Origin of the sequence: Exiguobacterium aestuarii (assembly GCF_020171655.1) — a bacterium.
Taxonomy (GTDB): domain Bacteria; phylum Bacillota; class Bacilli; order Exiguobacteriales; family Exiguobacteriaceae; genus Exiguobacterium; species Exiguobacterium aestuarii_A.
On record NZ_JAIVAC010000001.1, the window covers coordinates 1,649,959 to 1,675,039 of the forward strand.

A 25,081-nucleotide genomic window follows, 5' to 3' on the forward strand; every position below is an offset into this window, starting at 1 on the left:
GAGAGCCTATGGACACAACCGTAAACTTTAACGACATTATCAAAAACAGCTTTTTAAACGAGTTCAGCTTCGGCAACTTGTCAATCATCGACGTCATGCTCGGATTGCTCACGGCCTTTTTAGCGGGGAGCTTCATCTATTTCATCTATAAGACGACCTATCGCGGCGTCCTGTATAGCCCGAGCTTCAATGCGACACTGCTCATCATGACGATGATTACGTCACTCGTCATCATGACGATTTCGACGAACGTCGTCCTATCGCTCGGGATGGTCGGGGCGCTCAGTATCGTCCGCTTCCGGACGGCGATCAAAGATCCGCTCGACGTCGTGTTCATGTTTTGGGCAATCGCTGCCGGGATCTCGAGTGGTGCTGGGCTCTACTTTCTGACCCTATTCGGCGCAGCGGTCATCGGAGCCGTCATCGTCAGCCTGGCTCGCAAAAAACATACCGATACGCTTTATCTTCTCGTCATCCATTACTATGAGGACGGGAACGATGAAGTGCGACGGGAGCTCCAACAACTCGATTACACGCTCAAGTCGAAGATTGTACGAAAAGACGTCGTCGAACTGACGGCTGAAGTCCGATTGAAAATCGACAACACGGCCTTTATGAACCGATTGAATGACATCGAGGAAGTGCGAGATGTTTCTCTTGTTCAATACAATGGGGATTATGCTGTTTGATGCAACGGGACCGATTCAACAATCGGTCCTTTTCGTATGCAAAAAAGCGAAAGGGATCACCTTTCGCTCTCACAATTGAATATTTTGCGTGGCTGTCACCGGATAACGACCGAATGCCCACGTATGGTCCGCGCGAAGCGTTGCGTCTGAGACGAGGAAGTAATCGAGTCGCCCATTCCCAGGTTGGTTCGGGACCGGGTCGTTCCACGTCGTATCGAGATGGTACCATTCGTTATTCACACGGACGAGGTTCCACGCATGAAGACCACTTGCGACCTCCCCGGAAATATAACGTGCTTCGATGCCTGCCGCCTCTAACAATAAGAGCGTCGTCAGCGCATAGCCTTCACACACCCCTTCCCCGTTGAACAAGATCGAATACGGCGTATATGGACTGGCTAGACTATCTAGATTATAGGCAGTGTGCGAGACGACATAGTCGTTCACGTATTTGATCTTGCCGACTTCGTCCAAATCACGCGGCATGTCGCGAATCACTTCGTTGACGCGTTCTTGTACTTGTGCGGCCTCGGAAGCCGTCATGTCGTAGTTCAGTTTCATCTGTAAGTTGGAGACGCCATTCTGCTCAATTCATTTCGATTCCCCTCCACGCGAGAGTCGATACACGTAGATATGATGGCGCTCGATCCAATCCCACGCCGCATCCATCGTCTGTTGCATGTCTTCCGTATCTCCTGTATAAGGAATCGTGAATGTCTCATCAAAACGGGTCATATGATAGGCGATAGCTGTCCCAAGCGTTTCGGCTGAGTCAATTTCGTATGGGAGTTTGAACGACTTCCCGAGCACGGTCGTCTCACTTTCGACGTGTTGTGGACCAAACCAGTTCGCCACGTCAAACGACTTCGTTTCTTGCGCGACGATATTCCCACTCACACCCGCGATCCCGAAAAAGATCACCGCAAGAACCCCTCTTCCGACAAGAAACAAGGAAGACAACCATCCATATTTCAACACACGATTCAGCTCATCATTGACGGCTTGTTCGAGTTGAGTGCGCTTCATCAAATTCCTTCCGTTGAGCTGAAAGACGACACCGCGATAAATGGGATCGAGTATGTCAAACTGACGCCCGGGATGATGCTTCGCAGCACGTAACGCATGACGGGCCGAGAATAAGCCGGCACGTAAGCGCGTGTGAATTCGAAACATCTGAAAGGCGCGCACTCCTAAAAGACAACCCAAAGGTAAACAAATCAGCAATAAAGCCGTTCCAATCATCACAGGACTCATACATCCACCCTCACAACAGTAGTCACTTCCATTTTCATCACAAAACAATAGAAAAATGATTCTCTTCCTAGCTAACACAACCAATTATTCATTATGTAATAATGATATGTACGTATGGTTACCACGAACATTTTATAACCACGTTCATTATTTTCTCTACTTCCTACATACTTTTATTGTTTACTTGTCTCATCAATGATTTTAGGAGGAACCTATGTCTTACTCACTCGATACCATCTTACAACTTGAAAACTCGACCGAATTCAATCGTCTTCACCAACAGTTCCACCAATTCAATCCGCTCAAAGTACTCCGCGTCGACCAGTACGAAATCCGTCACTCGAACGTGCTCGCCTGGTTATTCGACCCGAACGAGAATCACCGCCTCGGCAGCTTCTTTTTACGAAAAATCCTCATGAATCTTGTCACGAAAGCAGAGAATGAAGAGAAGATTGATGCCTTTGATTATTTGGCGTTTCTGCACACACCACTATCCGATGCAATCGTACATCGTGAATGGTCAACGAATGGCAACGGCGCCATCGACTTATTAATTGAAATCCCGTCTTTGAATATCATCCTACTCATCGAAAACAAATTTCACTCTGCTGAATCGAACAATCAACTAGAACGATATTTAAACAGTGTGATGACGCGCTATCCAGGTTGGGATATCCTTCCTGTATTTTTGACCCTATCTGGGGAGTCACCATCGCACGATGCGTATTGGATGCTGGCATATGAAGATGTTTTGCAAATCATTCATCAAGAACTTGAACTCAATAAAGAGACAATCGCCGATAGCATTTACGACTTTTTAAGTTTTTATGTGGCACTCCTCGAGGAACAATTAGTCGAAGATGAAGATACGATGCAGATGGCGATGACACTCTATCAAAACTATGCATCTGCTATTCATTTGATTTGCGCAAATGCCTATCGAGATACGCATCGTCAAAAACAAATTGAATTACGGACAGCCGTGGATACGCTTAACGAATTATCTTCTTCTCAGCGCGACCACCTGACGAAAATTTATTCGAAGAAACGCAAAACGATTGACTACATCTTTAAAATTGGGAGCAATGTCATGTACCAAGCATTTCGACTATTTGCGGACCGCTTTACACTACCGGAACACTTACATCGCCCACACGCAAAAGTACCGAATTATGTTCCTTCATCGTGGGCTCCTTTTTTAGAAAACATAGGTCCACTTGAAAGTCCGTATTGGCGTGGATATGGATTAATTATTTGGTTCTCACGAGAATGGAATCAAGACTTGAAAGTTCACGTAGAAGTAGGACCGATTGACTATCCAGAGCGCTTGCGACTGCTTAGCGCCCTGCAGGAACAAAATGTATCATTCCGTCCTTCAGGTATGCTTGAAGGAAAAAAATATACGAAGATTTACGTTTCGAATACACACGTTGAGGACTGGACAGATCCTGTCTGCGTGGAACGAGCGATGACTTCACTCGTGACGACAGATTCTTTTAAAGAGTTTGAAACCATTGTTTTGAATACATTGAATTCACTTTACTCACATGCACAATAATCTTTTCAAAAAGCACCTGCTCATTTAATGAGATGAGCAGGTGCTACTTATGTTTCTAGAGCTTTCTGATAAATCACGGGTATTAGATCACCCCTTAAAAACAGTGGATGTTTCGGATAGTTACCTCTGACCGTTCGTTCTAGGCAATAGCTATCGTGTTCGCGCAATAAATGAAGGGTCTCTTGAATTCGTCTCGTCTTGAGAGGACTTGGGAGAGCTTGTCCCCACGCAACAATGACTTGTTCCGATTCGCGTACCATTTCTAAAATATGATGGTCGTTCTCTGGACCAACTGGATCATCAATATTCTTTAGTGCGGTTGGATCTGTAGAAATGTAAGCAAATAAATTCGCTACTTTTATGCCATCGTAACCCCATTTTTTTGCATAACTTATACATTTACGAAGAGTCGGATCAGGTTGGGTTTGATTTCCGACACTAGGATTTAACATGATGAATGTAACGTAGCGCCCCCCATCATTCCACTCACACGTAAATTGATATCGATACTTTTTTGATTCGTCAATCAATGCATGAACACGATAAGATAAATCCCAATTGCCGCTCACCTTACCATCTCCTCTTCCTATTATTAGCATGATTATACACTAATAAAATGTATAATTTTTTAATAATTTGTAACTGAAGTGAATGACTAAATATTAACAACAAGACCAGTCTGTTTTGCCTCAGGCAATTTGAACTGATCTTGTTGTTTTATGCATCTATTTTTTGATACCGTTTCAACTTCTCAATTAGTCCTTCTTGAACCTGTAGAGCTTCTTGTCTTTCGATGGCTCGTGATTCTGATAATTCATCTACAATCTCAGATAACTTTACAATGCCTTCATGGAATAAGCGCATCCGATCTTCGAAATGGTTCGACATCGCTTTCATCTGTTCTTGAGAAGAACTAAATGCCTCATTCGACTCCTCGACATGCTCATTTACAGTATTGAGTTCTTCCTGTATATCTTGCAACAATAAATTTTGATTCTTCACTAACCGAGACAGTTTCGTACCAAATTCTGATTGACTTTCTGTATGTGTTCGTTGCGTCTCGAGTTGATGTTGTATACTCGTATGCATTCGTTCCAATTGTTCGAATTGCGTATGCAATGCAGTAGACAAACGCTCCATACTTTCTGTAATCAACACTTGGCGTTGTTCATCTCGTTTCCCCTGCTCCGTGTGAACGTGTTGCGAGTTTTCTTGAATACGCGAAAAACGCTTCTCTTGCTCAAGGTGTTGCTGCCGATTGGTTGTGAAAAACTCATCCATTTTCAAAAACCATTCTGCTTGATGACAATTCATAAGTGCGAACAATTCGGTTTGAGACTGTTGCGATTGGTGCGACAGAACGTTCTGCCAGTTGTTAAGCTCGCTCACAAGAGCTTGTTGATTCTCAGAAGTTTGTTTTTTTGACTCTTCAAACATGTTAAAGAGTGTCTGACCGACTGCGAAAATCGCTAACGAGAATACGCCAATCAACGTCCATTTCACCCAATCTGTCGTTTGTGTGATGGCCGCGAGCGAACCTGCTGCAATCGCCATGGTGACCGATAGTTGATAGTTCTTCATTTCAAATCCTCCAATTTCACTTCCTCATGCCATTCAGGAAGTGTTTCATAAAAAAGTTGCATAGTGTCTTTCGATACTTTTTGACCCATAGCATGTTCGAGGGTTGTCCATTTTTCTAATGCTACTTTTGGATAAATCGTTTCTAGGAAAATGGTTGCGACATCATCTAGTCGTTTCGTTCGTTCCACCACAGACAATGCTTCTAACGCTTCACAAAATCGTCGCCAATCTTCCAGACAATCTGGTCGATATCTCGTTAGAAACTGTGATAGATTACTTTCGATTTTTCGACAGTTCTCATCCAGCAAATGAATCATTCAGACTCCCCCATTTCCTTAACACTTGTAACCACTGAGCCACATCCCGCTTTCCATACAAATCAAGCGTTCCAATTTGCTCCAGTTGAATTAAGCGTTTGACCACTTGTTGAAAATAAGGCCGGGGAGGGTAGCCATAGTAGAGCCAAGTCTCGTTCAACATATCCATCCCAATGTTCAACCATTCGGTTTGCCATTCTTCATAAGAAACATCCTTTGTCTCAAGGCGAAGACCTGCATGCTTCAAAAAGGATAAAGCGATTGGAGGTACTGATTGATGAAATGATAAAGAATTTTTCTTTAACAAATCCGAAAAAGTAAAGGTGTCAAAGGAAACTTGATGAATCCACGACCACATGTCTCCTTTTAAGACAATATCTTTTGAAATGACGGTGTGACATTGTCTACGATCGAGCAAAGGCTTCATCCATATTTCCAATCGATCCCCTATGACGACGCTGACAGTATGATTCGCCCTAAACGATATATGATGTAAATCGTTCGGATGAACATATTCCACGTCATAGAAATTCGTCAACGTAAATGTCGAGTCTTCTCGAATCGGAAATGGACTAGACGAGGTGACGGATATTTTAAACAATTCAGTGACAAGTCGCGGCTCTCCAACAACAAACAACTTCGTTCTTTGAAACGTGTAGGTGGGTGTCGGTTCATTGCTCAACGCTTGCCAGTACGAATATTCAGAAGTGAGACGGGCAGCATCAATCTGCTGCCCGAGCATCGTCATACACTTCATTTTTGTAAAATCTCCGTTTTCAATTGTGCAATGTAGGCAATCTGACGTTCAATGTTTGCCTCTGATGCATCAAATTCAACTCGTTCAGTTGATTCCTCATTTTTTAGTTTCGTGAGACGTTCTTCCCATTCACCTAATTCTTCACGATAATGCCGCGGTAATTCTTCTTCCATCACTCGTTGAATGTTGAGCGTCTCAAGTTGTAACCATTGCTCGAATGCTTCACCCTCTTCTCGGATGAGCCTGTCTACCGTTCCTTCTACTTGTTCTTGGATGTGTTGTGTCTCAGCCTTTTTCATTGCCTCGATTTCTTCTCGTTCTAACTGTTGAAGCTGTCGTTCGCGTTCGTCTTGTAAATACTGTCGCTTCTGATCGATTTTTTGTTTAAGTGTTTCTTTTTCGCCAGCCTCGCGTAGCATCTCATCTAACAATTCTTGTTTTTTCGTGAAGGCGTGCAACACTTGTTGACGCTCTGCGTGGAAGCGGGCTTGATGCTCGTAATCAATACGCATATCTTGTTGCCGATCAGCATCCATCGATTTACCGATTCGAACAGCAACCGTTTCTAGAGGACTCGTAATTTGATCAAGCGTTTTCCACATCGAGACCTCTTTCTTAGTAGAACGTTTTTCAGTCTCCACTACCGCAGTTTGCGCAATGATTGTTAACATCTCTTTCCTTCTACGTTTCGCCGCTTCTTTTGGATTTTCTTGTTCATTTTCAGAGTTCTCGTCTTGACGCTGTTCTTGATTTTGTTCTTGCTCATTTTTCTCTTGTTCTTTGTTTTGTTGGTCTTTCGCCATTTTTCCAGTTGTTTGCTTTACGCCTTCAGTAATTGCAACTTTCCCTGCAACTTTCCCACCTGCTTGCGCTCCCGCACTGACCCCTTGTGTCAGTACAGCCAATGCAACTGCAGCACCAATATCTGCGACACGTCCGACCATTTTCATGGTTTTTTCCATTTTGTGAGGATCAAACGATTCATCAACGACGTATACGGGCTCATATGGTTGATGCAACATATCTTGTAATTTTTCAAGTTCATCACGTAATATCTGGACAGCTTCTGCAGAAGAATCCGATTCCACGATAGCAATCTCAGCTAATTTTGCTTCATGCTCTTCCACCATACGTTGACGCCGTTCATCATAAGCTTGTTGGAACTCATCAAACGACCACGCATTAAAGCTAACCGTCACGTCTCCCTCAATCGGTTGTAACGTATAACGAATCCCACTTAATAGTCCATCTAAGTCACGCTTCACGGAGTCATGGACATTTCTGCGCAGCTCGATTAGTACTTCTTGAGCGACATTTTCATCGAGCTTCGTCATCAATTGAGATTCTAATTGATTCTGTGCCCATTCAAGCTGTTCTTCGATTATTTCTTTCATCTTTTTGTAAGTTTGTTTCAATGATTCGTGAAATTGAGATAATTCAATTTCCACTTGTTCATTCAATTGATTTTTTTGAAGGTGAACCCGCTCCATCGCTTCTTGTAATTGTTCACCTGTCTCGTCTGCACTTAACTTTTGAAGATATAAGTCTTGTTCTAAACGTACGGTCACTTGATCCAACCAATGAATCATTGCATGTACGAAACGACTTTCTTTAAGTGCGTGCGTATTGGTCACTAAATCAGGAATCAACTGTTCAGTTACTTGTGACAAACCGGCACCAGTTTTCGCGCTGACAGCAACAAGTGGATAATACTTGCCAAGCTCTTCAACTAATTGATTCGTCGTATGCTCCATAACTTCTTGAAGCGATGTTTCCGATAAGTGATCGATTTTGTTGATGACAAAATACAAATTTGGTTGATACGGAATCAACTGTTTTAAGTAAAGAATGTCTTCCGCCGTTAGTCCTTGCCATGACATCACATAAATGGCCGCATCACAACGGAGCATCGCTTCTTCAGTCATGCTAATGTGATGGGCATACTTTGTATTGCGTCCTGGTGTATCGACGAGCTGTAGCGTCGGCTGATTCGCAAGTTCAGAAGTAGCAATGTGAATGGATGTCCAGTTTTTCTGTGTACCACTCGCTACATACTGAGAAAATTCTTCTGAACTGACGAATTCAATCTCGCCATCCGTTGTCGTAGCATGAATCTTTGGTTCGCCATAACCGATGGTGGTCAAGATTGTCGTTGACTCATTCGTATGGGTAGGAAGAAGCGATTTCCCGATGATTCGGTTTAGAAGTTCTGATTTCCCGACACTAAATGACCCAAATACGCCGACTCGAACCGTTTGGTCTTGTAAAGAGCCAAACAGAGAGGCAAATTCTTTTTCCTCACGTTCCAATAAACCGAGCTCTTGCTGCACCGTTTCCATAAGGGATTCATTGATTAAGGTAGAAGTACGTTCAATTTGCATTCTTGTAACCTCTCTTTCGCTTGTTCTAAATCTACAGATACACGACTTAATAGTTGTTGAATTCGTTCTTTTTCCTCTGCTGACTCGTTCATCATCTTTTCCATCACGGTTTGTTCTTCGCGGAGACTTGCTAGCAGCTCATCTTGAGCTTCTAAATGTAAATCGATTTCTCGTCTGGCAACTTGAAGCGTGTCACATTCTTCAAAGAACGTTTCAAACTCATCACGTTGTCGTCTTCCGTTACTCTTAATTTGTTTAATGACTCGACGTACTTCTTTTGTCACCATTTTTTTATCCACTTCATTTTGTTCTTTCATCTGTTCGAAACGAATCCGTTTCTTTTCTCTTTCGAGTTCTTCTTTTGCTTTTCTCCACTCTTCCATCGTATCGAATCGACTAACCCCTTCGATGAGACCGTCTGTGTTGTCATGGTGACGAGCTGTCAATTCTCGAAGCGCTCTTCGTAATTCATCTTGTTGCTCAATCAAACGTCCATACTCCTTATTTTCAACCCACATCTTATTTACTTTATCCGATAGAATCACACGCGTTCGAATGACCGTTTTTTCAATACGTTTTGGATTTTGTCCCAGTAATAGTGCGTTGCTCTCTAATTCTTGTTGCAAAAGTTTACGTTCCGTCTCATAGTGATGATTCTTTTCACTCTTTATCCCTTTGACTCTTCTAAGCTCAATTAGTTGTTGGTAGTCTTCATCCATACCTTTCAATTTTTCCTCAATATCCTCAAGCTCAAATTGAGAAGTCGCATGTGTGTTGACTTGTCGCTGCTTCACTTTTAAAGAAACAGGCATTGATGAAATGGCTACCTCTTCTTTAAATTGAAGATCAAATTGCTCGACATACTCATCCATTTCACGCTTCAACGTTTTGGATAGCTTCTTCAAGGATTGCTGGAATAATTGCTCGAGTTGGTCAGTATGTTGTTCTAGATCTTCTTCGATGTCCTCTAAGTCCCCAATCCATTCAATCTGATTCATTGAATCAATCAATTCATTTTCAAGTTGAATGACACTTGTTTTTAAGTCTTCCACACTTTTTTCGATGGACGTGTCGAACGTCTTCTTAATCTCTCTAACTTGTTGATTTAATTCTGTTCGCCGTACGTCGTAACGAAGTTTGAGCAAATCGAACTGTTTCGCCATTTCTTCGACATCAATGGATTGATTCAACACATCCTCAATTTTGTGAAGCAAGCCACCCATGCGTTTATAGTACTGCTCCAAATCAAAGAAAGGAGACTGCAAGGCATCTCTCGTCTGCTCACCGTCAAACAAGTAATGTTCTAACTTCTCTTCGAACATCTCAAAACGTGAGGCAGTACGTAAGTCTTCGATCGACCAATCTACAAACTTATCGGGTTCGACAGTTGCATCATGAGCTTTCAATGCCTGAAGGGCACTGACCGGATAAACTTGGGCCAATGGCACATTACAATATTCGTTTTGACGCAATGCGGTTTCAAGTAATCGAACGACTTCTTCAATCTCATTTTTCGGAATGCCGTCTAACCGGTTTGCGACAAAGAAAATGCGGTCGATCGAATCCGACAGGTCTTTCAAAAACTCAAACTCTGTCCGTTTTCCAGGTTGCTCCATGTTGAAGAGTAGGATGCTAGCCTGAGACGTCCGAATCTTGTCCTTTGTGATACGTTCGTGCTCAGGGTTAAGGGCCTGTAGCCCTGGTGTATCGACAAGAACAACACCGTTCTGGAGATAAGGGGAGTCGATAAATAAATCAACATGTCGAATGGCGTGTGATACATCCAACAACTTACTCATCTCAGTCACATATTGATCGAGTTGGTCAAAAGACACCTCTTCTTCTTTACCGTCATAGTAGTGCACGATGGCACATTCATGACCCGGACCTTCCGTCTGGTGACGGATGAAGTTGATGGTTGCCGTCGTTGGCGTGACACGTGACGGCAACACTTCCTTCTGCAACAAAGCGTTAATAAAGGTGGATTTACCCGTCGAGAATTCTCCAACGACAACGATTTCAAAGCGTTGTTGCAAAAACTGTTTTTCTTGTTGCTGTAGGAGTTCCATCCAATCTTGTAACTCGGTGTAATCAGGAAATACGGATAACGTTTCTTCTGCCGTCTGTTTGGCTTCTGTAAAAAGTTGAGTAATCGCATCAAGTTGTTGAGTAAATTCTTTACGCATGAGTTTCTCCTTTATAGCGAGTCACGTGAAGGTGTTGGAGTGTCTTCGCTTTTTCTTGGTTAATGTATTTCTTAAAATTAATTGTGAATTGGCGTAATGCTTGAGACATCGCTTCATTCGTATCTTCTAGCGCGTCGACAATCGTCGCATGAATCTCCTCGGCTTGTTCATCCATAAATTGAGTGTCTGAAGAACTGAAACGAAGCAATTCTTGAATCTCTTGAATGGTGTCTGTCTCATAGTCGCCTATTTTCTTTTCGTGAAGCCGAATCTCTTCCTCTAGCCTCACTAATTCTTCTTCCGCTTCTTTCATTTGCTTGGCGGATTGCTCCATTACTTGTTGAAGTGTCTGATCATGTTGTTGCTTCAACTGTTCATACCTTTCCGACCACTCATCGCGAGCCGTCGAATCTCTATGCACAGTGCGCTCTTTAAATAACAGCCACTTCCGTTTTACTTCGACGTTCCTTTCGACTTCAGGCATCTTGCCAAGCGATTGAATCTCAAGCTTCCAATCTGCACCAATGTCTGTAACTTTTATGTCACGCTGTTTAGGCAGTTCCTTGAGCTTTTGATCCGCACGTTTAGATGAGTTGATTAACCTCGTACGCTTCGATTTGAACTGTTTCATCTCTTTTGTTCGATTTTCAATCATTTGCATTAAATCCAGTTTTTCATTCAGTTGAACGTTACTCTTCAATTCGACTTTAGCTATATCCCAGTTCACCTTGTGTTCCAAATCGAACACTTCCATCGCTTGAAAGAAGCGAGCAAGTTCATCTTCAATATCTACACGACGTCGGTCCACATGATTCGTAAACAGGGAATGAACCTCTTCATTCCATTGTTTGAGTAAAGATAGACATTCATCTTGATACGTCTGATATTCAGTCATGACGCTTTGAAATTTCGACTTTTCCAAATGCTTATCACTTTCTCGTCGAAAAGTTTTTCGGAATTGTCGCTCTTCTTTATTCTTTTTCATTTGCACTTCTTTCAGTTGAAGGAGCAACTGTTCATCAGCTGAGTCTGAATCAAATGTGATATCTGCTAGCAAGTTCGTCCCATGTGTTTCAATGTGATCGTAACTCTCGATAATCAATTGTCGAAGTCGTGCTTCACGCAGTTGACGCTCTTTTTCCTGTTCTATCGATAAAGACTGATTCACACTTTCGTACGATTCGATTCGTAACATCACTTCTTCATACGCATGTTGCAGACTGTTTAGTTCCGAGCTTTCATAGGCTTTCGTCTCCATATACATAGAAAGCTCTTGTTCAAGCTGCAGAAGTCCCGATTCAGCAAGCAGCTTCTCATTTCCCGAATGTTTAGCTTCAATCGCCTGAAGCGATGCTACCGGAAATATAGCCGGGATATCCGAACAATAGGTAGCTAACCTTTTTTCCATTGCCATTTTCACGTCTTGCCATTGTGTCTCGCTAATCGTGTCATAACGGGTTCCGACAAGAATGACATGTTTGCCTTGTTGGAGAAAGCGTTGAATCAATTCATCATCGACCACATCAATTCCTCGGGGTGCCTGAAACAGGTAAAGTACCGTCGCTGAAGAGAATAAAATATCCTCCGTCGTCTCGAACGCTTCAATCGTTCGTGAGTTCGCACCAGGAGTGTCCACTAAAATCAAATCATCATTGAGAAATGGAACATCGAGATAAAGATCCACATAACGTGGTTCTAAGGATACAGAAGACTCTTTTTGAAAAGTCGTGTACTTTTCAATTTTCTCGGAATCCATTCGCCCTTCTTCAATGACTTCTCCATTAGCAGCAACAGTTTTAAAAGTCGGGAGTTGTCCATTCTGTATAGCAAAGATTCGAGTAATCGTTTTTGTCGTTTCGTTCGTGTGTGCTTTTAAGTATGTATGACCGAGCAATGCGTTGAGCAAAGCTGATTTTCCTGCGCTAAACTGACCGACTGCAAGAATTTGGCTTCTTGTATGTTCAAAGTGGTCTTGAAGATGTTGAATATCGTTTGCAAGGAATGGATCATCTGCATATAAAGAAACCCATTCCTCAAGTGATTGTTTCATTTGCTCTTTACTTAATAATTCCAAGCATAACCCTCCTTGTTCCTCAGTTGTTATTATAAGGAATTTTACGAAAGTGAGTCTTACTTTTTTTGTTAAAGGTCAATAAAATAGTGATTCTTCATAATTAATTGATAATTATTCTAGTTTTAAAAAAAGAGATTGGCTAAATAAGCATATGTTCTCAGAATTCTTGATTTACTAACCAAAAAGCAAAAAAAAACTACCATTTTGTCAAATTGGTAGTCTAGACTAATCTAAATTATTGAAATATTGCACATAATCTTAGGGACGAAGGCTTAAGAACGAACACTTTTAAAATCATTTGTAATGAAGGTGTTTTTGTATGTTCAATAACGAATATTCAAACGAATTGAAATCGAGAGTAGCTTAAGACAAACTAAATGTTCAATGGAGGATTAAAAAAATCATGGAGAAATACGAATTTTAAATTAAGTGCATGATAATTAAATAATCTTGAAAAGAATTATTTCTGAAAATTGTTAAGCCTTTAAGACTTTTAAGAATTTTCACTACTTCAAACTTATTTTCTTAAGAGCACACAAGTTTTACGAACGGGTTAAACACAATTATTTTTTTATAACTAAGAACGTATTTAATGAAAATCAGACTGCCTAAAACCGTTAAAATACGGGAATCAAGCAGCCTGATCAAGATCTTCTAAGTATGACTTATATCGCTATAGGTCAATCTATAAATATTGTTTTTTGTTTCAGGATTAATCGTCAAAATTTCTAGTTTCTAGATATTCTTCATACTCTTTCTCACTATCAACGAAATCTGGAATTTGACTCTCATCGCACCCCTCGCAATAGTATATTTTATCGCCGTATTCGTCTTCATATTCTTTAGAAATTTCAAATTCAATATACTGTTCACAGTCGTCGCAACGGACTATATCTTTTCTTTTCAAGTGTATTCCTAAACATTTTTCACAAATTTCGGAATTTGATGCGTCATCGATATACACTAAGAATTCTACATTAGTTTTGCATTCTTCACACACTTTCATAGCATAGCCCCCTTGAGTCTAGAGTTTTCCAGTTTCTAGATACTTCATTAGTTCCAAATCTGTGTTAAAGGCTGACAGTTCCATAGAGGAATTAGAATTGTTTCTTCTCTTATTAATTTGCGCTATAAGTTTATCATCGCATTTTTGTTTATGAACAATAAAACCTGCAATATATTCACCACTAAAACTTTTTTCAATAACTATTAACGCATTTTGTTTGTCATGAATCCGAAAGCCACAACTATAACATATGAAATTATTCATTTAGTTCACTCCTCCGAAAGATAAATCCAGTGAAATCTCTAATCCTTCTTCAAATTGAAACGCAGTGCTACAATTATAAAGTTCTCACCACACTCTACTAAGTTTAGTCTTTCATATTCTCTTACATTGATATAAATTTCTACAGCAGAACAGTTGATAATAATAGAAATCACTCGGCGTTATTCACTTTTAAAATGCGACTCTCTGAGGAAATAATACTACACATAAGATATTTTTGATACTTTTCTATTAAATATATCAAAAAAAAATAACTTTTTATAAAAAAGTCGTTATTATATAGATGTGTATTAAATAAAATTGTTAAGTTACAAGGAGGAATTTAATATGAATACTTTCGGTACCCATCCAGGAAGTTTAATAAGGGAGCGCAGAAAAGCCTTAAATATGACGCAATCTGTACTTGCAGAAAAAACTGGTATCCATAGAAGTAGTATCATCAGAGTAGAAAAAGGTGACCCTATAAACCAGGAAGATTGGTTTGAAAAAATTGGGCGAACTTTAAAATATTCACCTGAAAAATTAAAAAATAATTATGAATCCTATTTTCAAAAAAGCTCACTCGAATTCACTCCACTGTCATATTCATTTGATGATTCACTTAACTTTATGAACGAGGAATCAAAAAACAATTGGATAAGTGAGTTTATTAATCGCAATGACGGTGACTATGAAATCTTTAGCGAGAGACAATCAATGCTCTCAAAGTATAGAAATGGCAGGGTATTAATAGAAAGATTTCAAGTTGCTATTCACTTACTAACTTCTGCCCTTGTACATTCTGATGTACAATACAAAATTAAAAAAATTAGATACAGCTCTTTCGATGTTAGTTCGTCAATCAACTCTTGGAAAAAACAAAAAAATGATCCAAACATCACTTTTAAAAGTATGATAGAAAATTATAACCTAATACTAGAAGATACTGAAAAGAATTACTCCCTCTTTTTAAAAGAGTTACTTAAAAAAGCTTCTAATCATTACTGGTTAGCGTCAAATTTAAGTCACCCATATGAGATTGGGAAACAACCTGCAAAATTAATTGAAGAATATGCCGTTGAGAGACTTTATAACTTTACCGAAGATGTGTATAGAATGTATGTTGCGACTGATTTCATCATGAATGTTTTGAATAAAGTAAGTATTTATGAATTAATTGAAGAGAAAAAAATCTCAGATTATCTTAAGACTATGCATCCTGAACAGTTATTTGAGTAATAACTTCTTCTTATGTGTGCAACGTTCATTACTAACAAAATACTTTTTGCACATATTTAAGAAACTAAAAAATCGACTCTACCGTGTCATGAACTCGTTTTTATTCTTCAACACAGTAATATAAAAATAAATAATTAATTTTAAATCGTTAAATGTAACCATTATGAGAAAATAGATCTGATGACGCTATTACGTCATCAGATCTATTTTCTCACTCCACCCCAAACCGATAAACCGTCCGCGAGTGATACAACTCACCCGGTTTCAGTTCGATCGAGGTCGCGATGTCTGGATGGTTCGGGGCGTCCGGGAACGCCTGGGCCTCGAGACAAATCGCGCTATGTTTTTGTCGGCCGCTGAGTGTCACTGGCGTCTCTTCACTGAGGAAGTTGCCCGTATAAACGACCATGACGGGTTGATTCGTCTCGACCGTCATCGTCCGCCCGCTCACCGGGTCATATAGCCTCGTCTCTCCGTCCTTCAAGATGAACGGATGATCGAGTCCGCCGGCTTTTGCAATGGCTTCGTCTCCTGACGCGAGCGCTTCTCGGACCGCTTTCCCGTACCGGAAATCAAACGGGGTCCCGCTCACATCACGCAACTCCCCTGTCGGCAGCGATTCCGCATCGAGCACCCCGACCGAATCAGCTGGTAGCGTCAGCTCATGGTCGTGGATGGTCGGGCGTCCCCCGAGATTGAAGTAGTTGTGATGGTTCAGGTTGACCCACGTCAGTTGGTCCGTCTCCGCCGTCATCGTGACGATCAGTTCATTGTCATCTGTCAGTTCATATAACACTTTGAAGAAGACGTTTCCGGGGTAGCCTTCTTCCCCGTCCGGGCTCACATACGTGAACTGGATACACTGCTCGTCGGCATCCATCTCCCAATGACGGGCCGTGATGCCTTTGTCGCCTCCATGGATATGATGGGGCGCCTCGCTTGGGGTCAAGGCGACACCATCGATCTCCGCGTTACGTATCCGTCCGGCAATCCGCCCGACGACCGACCCAAGATAGACCGGGTTTTCTAAGTATTGAGAGACGTCCCCATATTTCAAGATGACCGAGTCGAGATTGCCGTCTCGGTCCGGGGCCGTCAGTTCCGTCATCGCGCAGCCATAGTCGATGGCGGATAGTTTCATGCCGTTGGTGTTTTGAATCGTCGCTTGTTTCACTCGTACAACCACCTTTAGTTCGTTTTCTCTCTCATTCCCGACCTTGGTGTTCCGTACTCCACTTTATCGACATGACTCAAGAGCGAACGGACGAACACATCAAACCGTTCCTGCCCCGTCTCTGTCTGTTTGAAGACTCCGGCGTCTTCGAGTCCTTTCACGAACTTGTCGACGACGGCTTGGTCGACGATTGTTTTCGGGTCGCCTGCCTTCTTCCGTAACGCGTCCGCCCATTCCTGATGCATCGCTTCAACTTCGACATCTTCGGCTGCCACATATCGTACGACTTGTTCGAGTTCTGTCTTCAGGCGTGCCGGTAAGACGGCGAGTCCCATCACCTCGATCAAGCCGATATTCTCACGCTTGATGTGATGCACGTCAGCATGTGGATGGAAGATTCCGTCCGGATGTGCGTCGCTCGTCCGGTTGTTGCGAAGGACGAGGTCGAGCTCATAGCGCCCGTCCCGTCGTCTCGCAATCGGAGTGACCGTGTTATGTGGGACACCGTCCGTATACGGGATGACCTCACTCGATTCGTCCTCATAGTCACGCCAATACCCGAGCAACTGATTCGCCAACATGACGAGTTGTTCTTGTTGACGGGAACGGAGACGGACGACCGAGAGCGGCCAGTAGAGCGTCTCAATCTCGACCTGGTCATAACGCTCCGAGCGATACATCGAGACGACGCGCGCATCGTCCATCGCAAACCGGTAGCGGCCGGCCTGATAATGGTCGTGCGTCAAAATCGAACCGCCGACAATCGGCAAGTCCGCGTTCGACCCGGCGAAGTAGTGCGGGAACTGTGTGATGAAGTCGAGCAGACGCTCGAACGCGCCCCGGTCGATGACCATGTCGCGCACCTCGTTCGACAACAAGATCGAGTGCTCGTTGTAGTAGAGATACGGTGAATATTGGAACGACCATGGCTGTCCGCCGAGCGTGAGCGGGATAACGCGGTGGTTCGCACGCGCCGGGTGTTTCAAGTGTCCGCCGTAGCCTTCGTTCTCGATCGCGAGCAATCCTTTCGGATAGTTCGATGTCGGGGTCGGCTGCGTCCGGGCGAGTGCGATCTCACGCGGGTCCTTCTCCGGTTTGGACAAGTTGATGGTGATATCGAGCGTGCCATAGCGGGTCGGTGCCTTGTACGTGATGTTGTTCGCGATCCGTCGTGTCTGGATATAGTTCGACGCCTGGCTCATCCGATAGAAATAATCCGTTGCCGCTGTCACGTCCGTCGCACGAAGTTCATTGAAGCGACGTGTCACTTCAGACGGTTTCGAGACGAAGACGTTCATCACCTCAGCCATGAAGCGGTCCTTCTCTTCAAGGATCGGTTCGATCAATTCCTGTTCGATCGCATATGCGACCAGCTCCTCTAATGCGTCCGGAATTTCCATCGACGGCACAGACATCGGGACGTCCATATCGAGTTTATGAAGCGTGGCGAGCACACGGTTCCGTGAATAGATCCGATCCTGCTCGTCAATCAACTCTGCACGAATCGCTGCCTCGACGAGCGCCTCAATCGTCACATCAATCATCGTCTCACCTCTTTCGCCTGATAACCGGACGGATGGCTCGCATGCCAGTTCCACGCGTCCGTCAAAATCGTCTCGACCTTTGAACGGGTCGGTGTCCAACCGAGGACGCGGCGAGCCTTGTCGGACGAGGCAATCAACTTCGCTGGGTCGCCGGCGCGGCGTTCACCGAGTCGGACCGGGATGTCATGACCCGTCACGCGACGTGCCGCTTCAACGATTTCAAGCACGGATAGTCCGTTCGCCGTCCCGAGGTTGAACACATCGCTCGTCCCGTCTTCCCGTAAATAACGGAGTGCGAGAAGATGCGCATCGACGAGGTCTTGGACGTGGATGTAGTCGCGGATACACGTACCGTCTTCTGTCGCATAATCATCACCGAATACAGTGATGGCATCACGCTGCCCGTTCGCCACTTGAAGGACGATTGGGATGAGGTGTGTCTCCGGGTCGTGGTCCTCCCCGATTTCCCCGGTCGCGATTGCGCCAGCGACGTTGAAGTAACGGAGCGCGACCGAGCGGATACCGTGCGCCTGGTCACACCAGCGAATCATCGACTCCATCGCAAGCTTCGTCGCCCCGTACGTGTTCGTCGGGTTCGTCAGCGCCGTCTCATCGATCGGCATGACGGTCCGGTCACCGTATGTCGCGGCCGTCGAGGAGAAGACAATCCGCTTCACCCCCGCGTCCCGCATCGTCTCGAGGAGCACTTGTGTCCCGAAGACGTTATTGTCATAGTAAGCGAGCGGGTCCGTCATCGATTCACCGACGAGCGAGTTCGCAGCGAAATGAAGAACGTCCGTGATTCTTTCTTTCGCAAATACCTCTTTCACGAACGCACGGTCACGTAAGTCTCCTTCATAGAAACGGACGTCTTGTGGGATCGACTCGACGTGTCCCGTCTGGAGATTGTCGAGGATGACGACGTCTTCCCCGTCTTTCAATAAGGCACGGACGGCGTGCGATCCGATATAGCCGGCACCGCCGACGACAAGTACACTCATTTCACTTCCTCCTCTACGAGTTCTCGGACGCCGTCCCCGACCGAGGCGACGTAACATGTCGGCGCGTAACCGATCGTCTCTTCATACTTCGCGGATGTCTGTTCGATCATCGCGTTCGTATCCGTTTGTCGAACGATGGCGATGGCACAGCCACCGAATCCTGCCCCTGTCATGCGGGCCCCGATGACACCGTCACAGCCTTGGGCGGCCGCAACGAGCGTATCGAGTTCGAGCCCCGTCACTTCATAGTCGTCCCGAAGCGACGCGTGTGATGCGTTCATCAACTGACCGAACGTCTCGAGTCGTCCTTCTTGTAAAGCAGCGTAAGCGAGTTTCGTCCGCTCGTTCTCCGAGACGGCGTGGCGTGCCCGTTTGCGGAGCGTCTCCGGTAAGTCAATCGCGACTTGTTCGAATGCCTCCATCGACAGCTGCCCAAGTGACGCCACGTCGAATTTTGGTTGAATCAACCCGAGCGCCGTGTCACATTCACGTCGACGTTCGTTATATTTCGAGTCGGCGAGCTCGCGTCGTTTGTTCGTGTTCATGATGACGATATCGTACCCGTCGAGTGCGATCGGTGCGTAATCATGATGGAGCGTCTCACAATCGAGGAGCATCGCCTGCCCGGCTTTGCCCATCCCGATGGCGAACTGGTCCATGATGCCGCTGTTGACGCCGATGAACGTATTCTCAACCTTCTGTCCAAGTCGGACGAGGTCAAGCCGTTCGAGACCGAGACCGTACACTTCATTCAACATGAACGCCGTCACGAGTTCGAGGGAAGCCGATGACGAGAGACCCGCCCCGTTCGGGATATTGCCCGCGAGGAGGAAGTCGAACCCGTGGATGTCGTGCCCGTCTTGTCGAAGGAGCGTGACGACACCTTTCACGTAGTTCGCCCAGTCGTGGCTCGCCTCGTATGTTTCGTCCGTCACCGGGAACGACACGATGCCGACATCTTCAAAGTTGCGTGAGTAGACACGAATCAAATCGTCCTCCCGCTTCTTCACGAGTCCATACGTCCCGAACGTGATCGCACATGGGAAGACGTGCCCTCCGTTATAGTCGGTGTGCTCGCCGATCAAGTTGATGCGACCCGGTGCGAAGAACACCCGGTCCACTGACACGGCGAACACCTCCTCGAATTGTTGTCTCAGCTGTTCCATATCAAATGAAAGCATACGGCTTCATCCCTTCCATCGCTCATGCCGGGTGGATGACCAGGCAATACGCGTCATAGTCTGTTTGTTGTGTGAGGTTTATGCCTTGTTCCATCAAATAGCGTCCGCTCACGCGGCGCCCTTCTAGTTCGTACGTCCGTTCCGGGTCGAGTCCGCGTAGCTTCACGCGCAAGCGGTTCTTCCCGTATTGGCGTCGGTCGGCGTTGACGAGGACGACGTAGTCTTCTCCGTCCGTATAGCCGACGGCGTGGAAGCCGTCCCGTTTGAGCGAGGCGAGACGATGGCTCGTCCCGTGCTGCACAAGCGGACGGATCGTCTTATATGTCGCAATCCATTCTTTCGCCTCTGCCAATTCTTCTTTCGTCCATTCGAGCAAGTTGCCGCCGATGCCGAGCGTCCCTTGCATGGCGCTGACGAACCGGTATCCGAGTGGCAACGAACGATTGTTCAACCAGTTCGGCGCGTCCGTCACCCAGCAGCTCATCATCTTGGCGTTATAGGCGTATGAGAAGCCTTCCTGGATCGTGAGACGGTCGAGTGCGTCCGTGTTGTCGCTCGTCCAAACCTGTTCGACGCGCGAGAGGACACCGAGGTCAATCCGTCCACCGCCACCGGCGCATGACTCGAACGCGACATTCGGATGTCTTTCCCGTAGCGTGTCGAGGATGCGATACACCGCTTCCGCGTGACGGAGCCACAGTTCCTTGGCGTCACATAGATGTGGGCTGTCCGGCTCGGAGAAGGCACGGTTCATGTCCCACTTGATGTAGCGGATGTCGTGTCGTCCGAGCAACTCGTCGAGCCATTTCGTCACGTGCGCCTCGACTTCAGGCAAGGCGAGGTTCAAGACGAACTGGTTCCGCGACGTCGTCGACGGGCGTCCGTCCGTATAGTAGATCCATTCCGGGTGAGCCCGGTACAGGTCGGAATCCGGGTTGACCATCTCCGGTTCGACCCATAGCCCGAACTGGAGACCTTTCTCCTCGACGTAGCGGACGAGCGGGTCGAGCCCGTTCGGGAACTTCGTCTCGTTGACGTGCCAATCCCCGAGTCCGGCCGCGTCCGAGTGACGTTCACCGAACCAGCCGTCATCGACGACGAACAACTCACAGCCGATGGCGGCCGCCTCGTCGACGAGACGTTTCTGTCCGTCCTCGCTGACGTCGAAATAGGTGGCCTCCCACGAGTTGTAGAGGACCGGGCGCAACACGTCACGCGTCGCTTCCGGCATGATGACGTCGCGCTCGAAATCGTGGGCGTTCTGGCTCATACCGCCGAATCCGCGCTGTGTATAACCGATATAACCCGGTGGCGTCGTGAACGACTCCCCCGCTTGAAGCGTCTTCGCAAAGTCGAACGGGTTGATTCCGCCCGTCACTTGCGTGAAGCCGAACTGGTCTTTCTCAAAATGGATCGCCCAGTTGCCGGAGTGTCCGAGGAAGCCGTAGACGACTTCTCCCTGTGTCTCCGTGGCGTCACTGTCGAGTGCGAACCACGGGTTGCTTTGATGGCTCGTCAACCCGCGACGGCTTTCAATCGTCTTCTTACCTGGGAGGAGCGGTCCTTCTTGAAGTTGGAACTCGCTCGTCCACGCCCCGCTGAAATGACGGAGTCGCATGTCGCGCTCGATGAGTCCGAGGCTGAACGACTGTGCGCTATCGAGCGTGACCGTCTCTCCTGCTTTAATGCTCATGCGCCGGGCGATGATGTCGTACGCCGGATAGAGCGTGAACTGAAGCGTCACGTGAAGGGACTGAATGGAGTCGAACAAATCGATCTCGAGCGTCTCGTCATCGATCCGTGCATCACGGAGTGCGAACGCATGCAACCGCTCCGTCTCGGTATGACTCTTCAACGTCGGTTCCGTATAGACGAGGTCGCCGAACGAGGTGAACTCGTATGCGGCCACCCCTTCCGGTGTCTCGAACGACGAGTGCAACACCCGTGCATCCGGCAGTTCTTTGATGTCTGACTCATGCAGGCGTCCACCGAGATATTGATGGACGAGACGACCGCGCGCATCGACATCAAACACGTACGTGAGATTCGTCCCGATGAGGACGAACCGATTGTCGTGACGAACAATCATGCTTCCACCTCCCGTTTGAGGAGGGCGACCGCGAGCGGTTCGAGTTCGAGCGTGCCCGTCACCGTCTCCCCGTCGAGCGTCTGCCACGTACCGTCAAGTTCGATAGATGACGTGACCTCGGTCGAATGGTTCAAATAGAAGCGGATCAACTGCCCGTCCCCATGACGATCGACTTTCTCGACATCGTCCGGGAGTCGGTGCGCGTCAATGCCGGCGCGTGTGAGTGCCTCGTGATAGACCGTGTCGAGCATCGCATCATCGACCGATGAGCCGATATACGTCACGTCGCCTTTATACGTGTGACGCGTGATGGCCGCCGTTCCTTTATAGAACGCCTGCCCGTAAGTCGCTAACACCTCGGCACCTTTTGGCGTGATCAAGTCGCACCAGATGTTCGCCTCAGACACTTGGTCGCCGAGGCGGACCTCGTTCGACTGGACGGCTTGTAAGCTCTCGTACTCGTCAATCTCAATCCCGGCGTACTCGGCGAACTTGCCTGGGAGCGTCAAGTTGTGACAACGGTTGATTGGGTCTTTCACCCCAGTGCGATACGTGAAGATGACGTTCCCACCGTTCTCGATATAGTCGATGAGTGTCTCGTCGAACACATCATTCCCGAGGAAATAGAGTGGGACGATGACGAGCTTATACGCGTCGAGCGCGTCACCTGGGAAGACGATATCCGTATTGACCCCTTGACGGACGGCCGCACCATAGAAGCGGACGAACTCTTGTTTGAAGTTGAACGCGTCCGAGTGCGGCTGGTGCGTCCACGCCCATAAGTTCTCTTGGTCGAAATAGACGGCGACGTCCGACTTGTATGCAGCCGCGTTGATCATGTCACCGTGTGCGTGAAGCTCTGACATGACGTGTTTCACTTCTTCGAATTTCCGTTTCGGCTTCCCATCATGGTCGATGATGCCGTGACAAAACTCCTCTGTCCCGAAGTCAGCGGCACGGAATCGGAAGTAGACGATTGCCTCGGCGCCACGGGCGACGGCTTGATGTGTCCAGAGGCGGATATGTCCCGGTCGTGGCAAGTAGCCGATGCGGCTCCATCCCTGGGCCCCACTGAGTTGCTCCATCACCCAGAACCCTTTTCCTTGTTTCGACGAGCGGCATAGGTCATGGTCATGCGCCGTCTTCTCGAAACGGTTCGGTTCCGGCAACCCGCCCCAGACCGGGTAGTTGTCGAACGAGACGTAGTCGAGGTCTTGGGCCATCTGTTGCTGGTTGATCGCCATGTCGCTATAGACGAGGTTATGCGTGATGAACGCGTCCTCGTGGATGAGCGGACGGAGCGTGTCGACTTGGAGTTTGTTGAACGAGCGATACGCGTCCGAGCAGAAACGGTCGAAATCGACGAGAAGCGACGGGTTGTGTTCCTGGAACACGGTGCGAGGGACCGGAATCTGTGTCCATGCCGTATATGTATGGCTCCAGAAGACGGTCCCCCAAGCCGCGTTGAGCGCGTCGAGCGTCTCGTAACGTTCTTTCAGCCATTCCTGGAACGCCACTTGATCGACGTCGCCGTACGAGCGGTCCGACTGTTCATGTCCATACTCGTTGTCCGTCTGCCAGCCGATCACGCGCGGATGACGACCGTACCGTTCCGCCATCTTGCGGGTGATGCGTTCACAGTACTCGCGGTAGACGGGGCTGTTGACCGTATAATGACGACGGGCACCGAAACTGATGCGGACACCGTCTTTCGTTACCGGGAGGATGTCCGGGTACTTCTCGATGAGCCACGCGGGCGGTGTCGCCGTCGGCGTGCCGAGGACGATGTCAAAGTGTTCGCCGAACGTCTCGACGATCTCGTCCCAAAATGAGAAGTCGAATTCACCGTCTGCCGGCTCCATCATCGTCCAGGCGAATTCGGCCATACGGATGACGTTGACCCCGAGCTCTTTCATCAAGCGGACGTCCTCGTCCCAAAGCGCACGGTCCGTCTGTTCTGGATAGTAATCTACTCCTAAATACATGTTGTTCACCTCAATCGATTATTTGACCGCTCCCGAAGTCATGCCTTTTTGTAAGAAGCGTTGGAAGAAGATATAAAACACCATCGTCGGCAAGCTGATCAAGACGAGCGAGGCGTACAGTTTACCAGGGTCCCCGCCGAGCGCTTCCGTGAAGAAGGTCGGTGCCATCGTCACCGTCTGCTTGGCCGGGTCCGTCATGAACGTGAGGACCATCAAGTACTCGTTCCACGAGTTGAGGAACGCGTAGATTGTCGCTGTCGCGAGCGCCGGTTTGGCGAGCGGCATCATGACTTTATAGAAGATTTGGAACGTCGACGCCCCGTCGATATGCGCCGCTTCCATCAATTCGTTCGGCAATTCGTCAAAGTAGCTCTTGATGAGCATGAGCCCGAACGGGAGGAAGAAGGCGATTTCGGCACCGATCAATCCCCAATAGCTGTTGAGCCCGTCAAGCGTACGCAATGTGAAGAAGAGCGGCACGATGAGCGAGGCGACCGGTAGCATCAATCCTGCCAAGACGAGATTGAACAATAGGCGCTTCCCAGCGAACTGGAGCTTCGAGAAGCCGAACGCCGCAAAGGCGAGAAGCGAGATCGAAATGAGAATCATAAAGAAGGCGACGATGAAGCTGTTGATGACGAACTGTGGGAAGTTCGGGTTTTGAAGCGTCGCGATATAGTTTTCAAAGCCGTTGACACGTAAGCTTTCCTTGAACATGACGAAGATTGGGAACAACCAGAGGACCGCCATGAGCGAGAGACCAATATTGGTGAACCATCTTCCTTTTTTCGTTTGCAGTTCCAT

At 46.7% G+C, this 25,081-nt stretch carries 20 protein-coding genes; 3 read left to right on the top strand and 17 right to left on the bottom strand.

All coding sequences use genetic code 11. From position 1 onward, the window contains the following. Positions 1-8 precede the first annotated feature (8 nt). Positions 9-689, top strand: coding sequence for a DUF4956 domain-containing protein (locus LCM29_RS08610; protein WP_224862049.1), 681 nt, complete (start codon positions 9-11; stop codon positions 687-689). Between the two features lie 69 nt (positions 690-758). On the opposite strand, the gene LCM29_RS08615 is transcribed toward LCM29_RS08610, so the two are convergent. After that, the gene (locus LCM29_RS08615) at positions 759-1,280 is read right to left on the bottom strand and encodes a transglutaminase domain-containing protein (protein ID WP_318247827.1); all 522 of its coding nucleotides are present in this window, start codon (positions 1,278-1,280) and stop codon (positions 759-761) included. Next, positions 1,281-1,862: a hypothetical protein gene (locus LCM29_RS08620; RefSeq protein ID WP_224862053.1), complete on the bottom strand. Its 582-nt coding sequence runs from the start codon at positions 1,860-1,862 to the stop codon at positions 1,281-1,283. Between the two features lie 295 nt (positions 1,863-2,157). On the opposite strand from LCM29_RS08620, the gene LCM29_RS08625 reads away from it, so the two are divergent. Further along, positions 2,158-3,501 carry a PD-(D/E)XK nuclease family protein gene (locus LCM29_RS08625; protein WP_224862055.1) on the top strand — a complete coding sequence of 448 codons (1,344 nt, stop codon included), beginning with the start codon at positions 2,158-2,160 and terminating at the stop codon, positions 3,499-3,501. A gap of 47 nt (positions 3,502-3,548) precedes the next feature. Here the strand turns inward: LCM29_RS08625 and LCM29_RS08630 are convergent, their stop codons facing one another. The 8 genes from LCM29_RS08630 to LCM29_RS08665 form a co-directional block, all read right to left on the bottom strand. Beyond that, positions 3,549-4,070, bottom strand: a complete 522-nt coding sequence (locus tag LCM29_RS08630; protein ID WP_224862057.1) for a DUF1643 domain-containing protein — start codon at positions 4,068-4,070, stop codon at positions 3,549-3,551. A gap of 148 nt (positions 4,071-4,218) precedes the next feature. Then, positions 4,219-5,082: a hypothetical protein gene (locus tag LCM29_RS08635; RefSeq protein WP_224862059.1), complete on the bottom strand. Its 864-nt coding sequence runs from the start codon at positions 5,080-5,082 to the stop codon at positions 4,219-4,221. Then, a complete protein-coding gene (locus LCM29_RS08640) occupies positions 5,079-5,399 on the bottom strand; it encodes a hypothetical protein (protein WP_224862061.1) in 321 nt (106 codons plus the stop codon). The genes LCM29_RS08635 and LCM29_RS08640 overlap by 4 nt, the downstream gene beginning before the upstream one ends. Continuing rightward, a complete protein-coding gene (locus LCM29_RS08645) occupies positions 5,380-6,141 on the bottom strand; it encodes a hypothetical protein (RefSeq protein WP_224862063.1) in 762 nt (253 codons plus the stop codon). Before LCM29_RS08645 ends, LCM29_RS08640 begins: the two co-directional genes overlap by 20 nt. 11 nt (positions 6,142-6,152) lie before the next feature. After that, entirely contained in the window at positions 6,153-8,537 is a 2,385-nt protein-coding gene (locus LCM29_RS08650) for a dynamin family protein (RefSeq protein WP_224862065.1), read from the bottom strand. Further along, a complete protein-coding gene (locus tag LCM29_RS08655) occupies positions 8,510-10,723 on the bottom strand; it encodes a dynamin family protein (RefSeq protein WP_224862067.1) in 2,214 nt (737 codons plus the stop codon). Before LCM29_RS08655 ends, LCM29_RS08650 begins: the two co-directional genes overlap by 28 nt. Continuing rightward, positions 10,716-12,797: a dynamin family protein gene (locus LCM29_RS08660; protein WP_224862069.1), complete on the bottom strand. Its 2,082-nt coding sequence runs from the start codon at positions 12,795-12,797 to the stop codon at positions 10,716-10,718. The genes LCM29_RS08655 and LCM29_RS08660 overlap by 8 nt, the downstream gene beginning before the upstream one ends. Before the next feature lie 712 nt (positions 12,798-13,509). Continuing rightward, the gene (locus LCM29_RS08665; protein WP_224862071.1) at positions 13,510-13,803 is read right to left on the bottom strand and encodes a hypothetical protein; all 294 of its coding nucleotides are present in this window, start codon (positions 13,801-13,803) and stop codon (positions 13,510-13,512) included. A 609-nt stretch (positions 13,804-14,412) separates the two neighbouring features. On the opposite strand from LCM29_RS08665, the gene LCM29_RS08670 reads away from it, so the two are divergent. Further along, a complete protein-coding gene (locus LCM29_RS08670) occupies positions 14,413-15,303 on the top strand; it encodes a helix-turn-helix domain-containing protein (RefSeq protein ID WP_214744367.1) in 891 nt (296 codons plus the stop codon). Between the two features lie 211 nt (positions 15,304-15,514). On the opposite strand, the gene LCM29_RS08675 is transcribed toward LCM29_RS08670, so the two are convergent. The 7 genes from LCM29_RS08675 to LCM29_RS08705 are packed head-to-tail and all read right to left on the bottom strand — an operon-like array spanning position 15,515 to position 25,081. After that, complete coding sequence (locus LCM29_RS08675; RefSeq protein ID WP_224862073.1) at positions 15,515-16,477, bottom strand: aldose epimerase family protein; 963 nt, start codon at positions 16,475-16,477, stop codon at positions 15,515-15,517. A 14-nt stretch (positions 16,478-16,491) separates the two neighbouring features. After that, positions 16,492-18,021 carry a UDP-glucose--hexose-1-phosphate uridylyltransferase gene (locus LCM29_RS08680; protein ID WP_224862075.1) on the bottom strand — a complete coding sequence of 510 codons (1,530 nt, stop codon included), beginning with the start codon at positions 18,019-18,021 and terminating at the stop codon, positions 16,492-16,494. Next, positions 18,018-19,022 carry a UDP-glucose 4-epimerase GalE gene (gene galE / locus LCM29_RS08685; RefSeq protein WP_224862077.1) on the bottom strand — a complete coding sequence of 335 codons (1,005 nt, stop codon included), beginning with the start codon at positions 19,020-19,022 and terminating at the stop codon, positions 18,018-18,020. Before galE ends, LCM29_RS08680 begins: the two co-directional genes overlap by 4 nt. Then, a complete protein-coding gene (locus tag LCM29_RS08690) occupies positions 19,019-20,203 on the bottom strand; it encodes a galactokinase (RefSeq protein ID WP_412093974.1) in 1,185 nt (394 codons plus the stop codon). The genes galE and LCM29_RS08690 overlap by 4 nt, the downstream gene beginning before the upstream one ends. Before the next feature lie 22 nt (positions 20,204-20,225). Beyond that, positions 20,226-22,292, bottom strand: a complete 2,067-nt coding sequence (locus tag LCM29_RS08695; protein ID WP_224862079.1) for an alpha-galactosidase — start codon at positions 22,290-22,292, stop codon at positions 20,226-20,228. Beyond that, positions 22,289-24,277 carry a beta-galactosidase gene (locus tag LCM29_RS08700; protein WP_224862081.1) on the bottom strand — a complete coding sequence of 663 codons (1,989 nt, stop codon included), beginning with the start codon at positions 24,275-24,277 and terminating at the stop codon, positions 22,289-22,291. Before LCM29_RS08700 ends, LCM29_RS08695 begins: the two co-directional genes overlap by 4 nt. A gap of 18 nt (positions 24,278-24,295) precedes the next feature. Further along, the gene (locus tag LCM29_RS08705) at positions 24,296-25,081 is read right to left on the bottom strand and encodes a carbohydrate ABC transporter permease (protein WP_214694276.1); all 786 of its coding nucleotides are present in this window, start codon (positions 25,079-25,081) and stop codon (positions 24,296-24,298) included.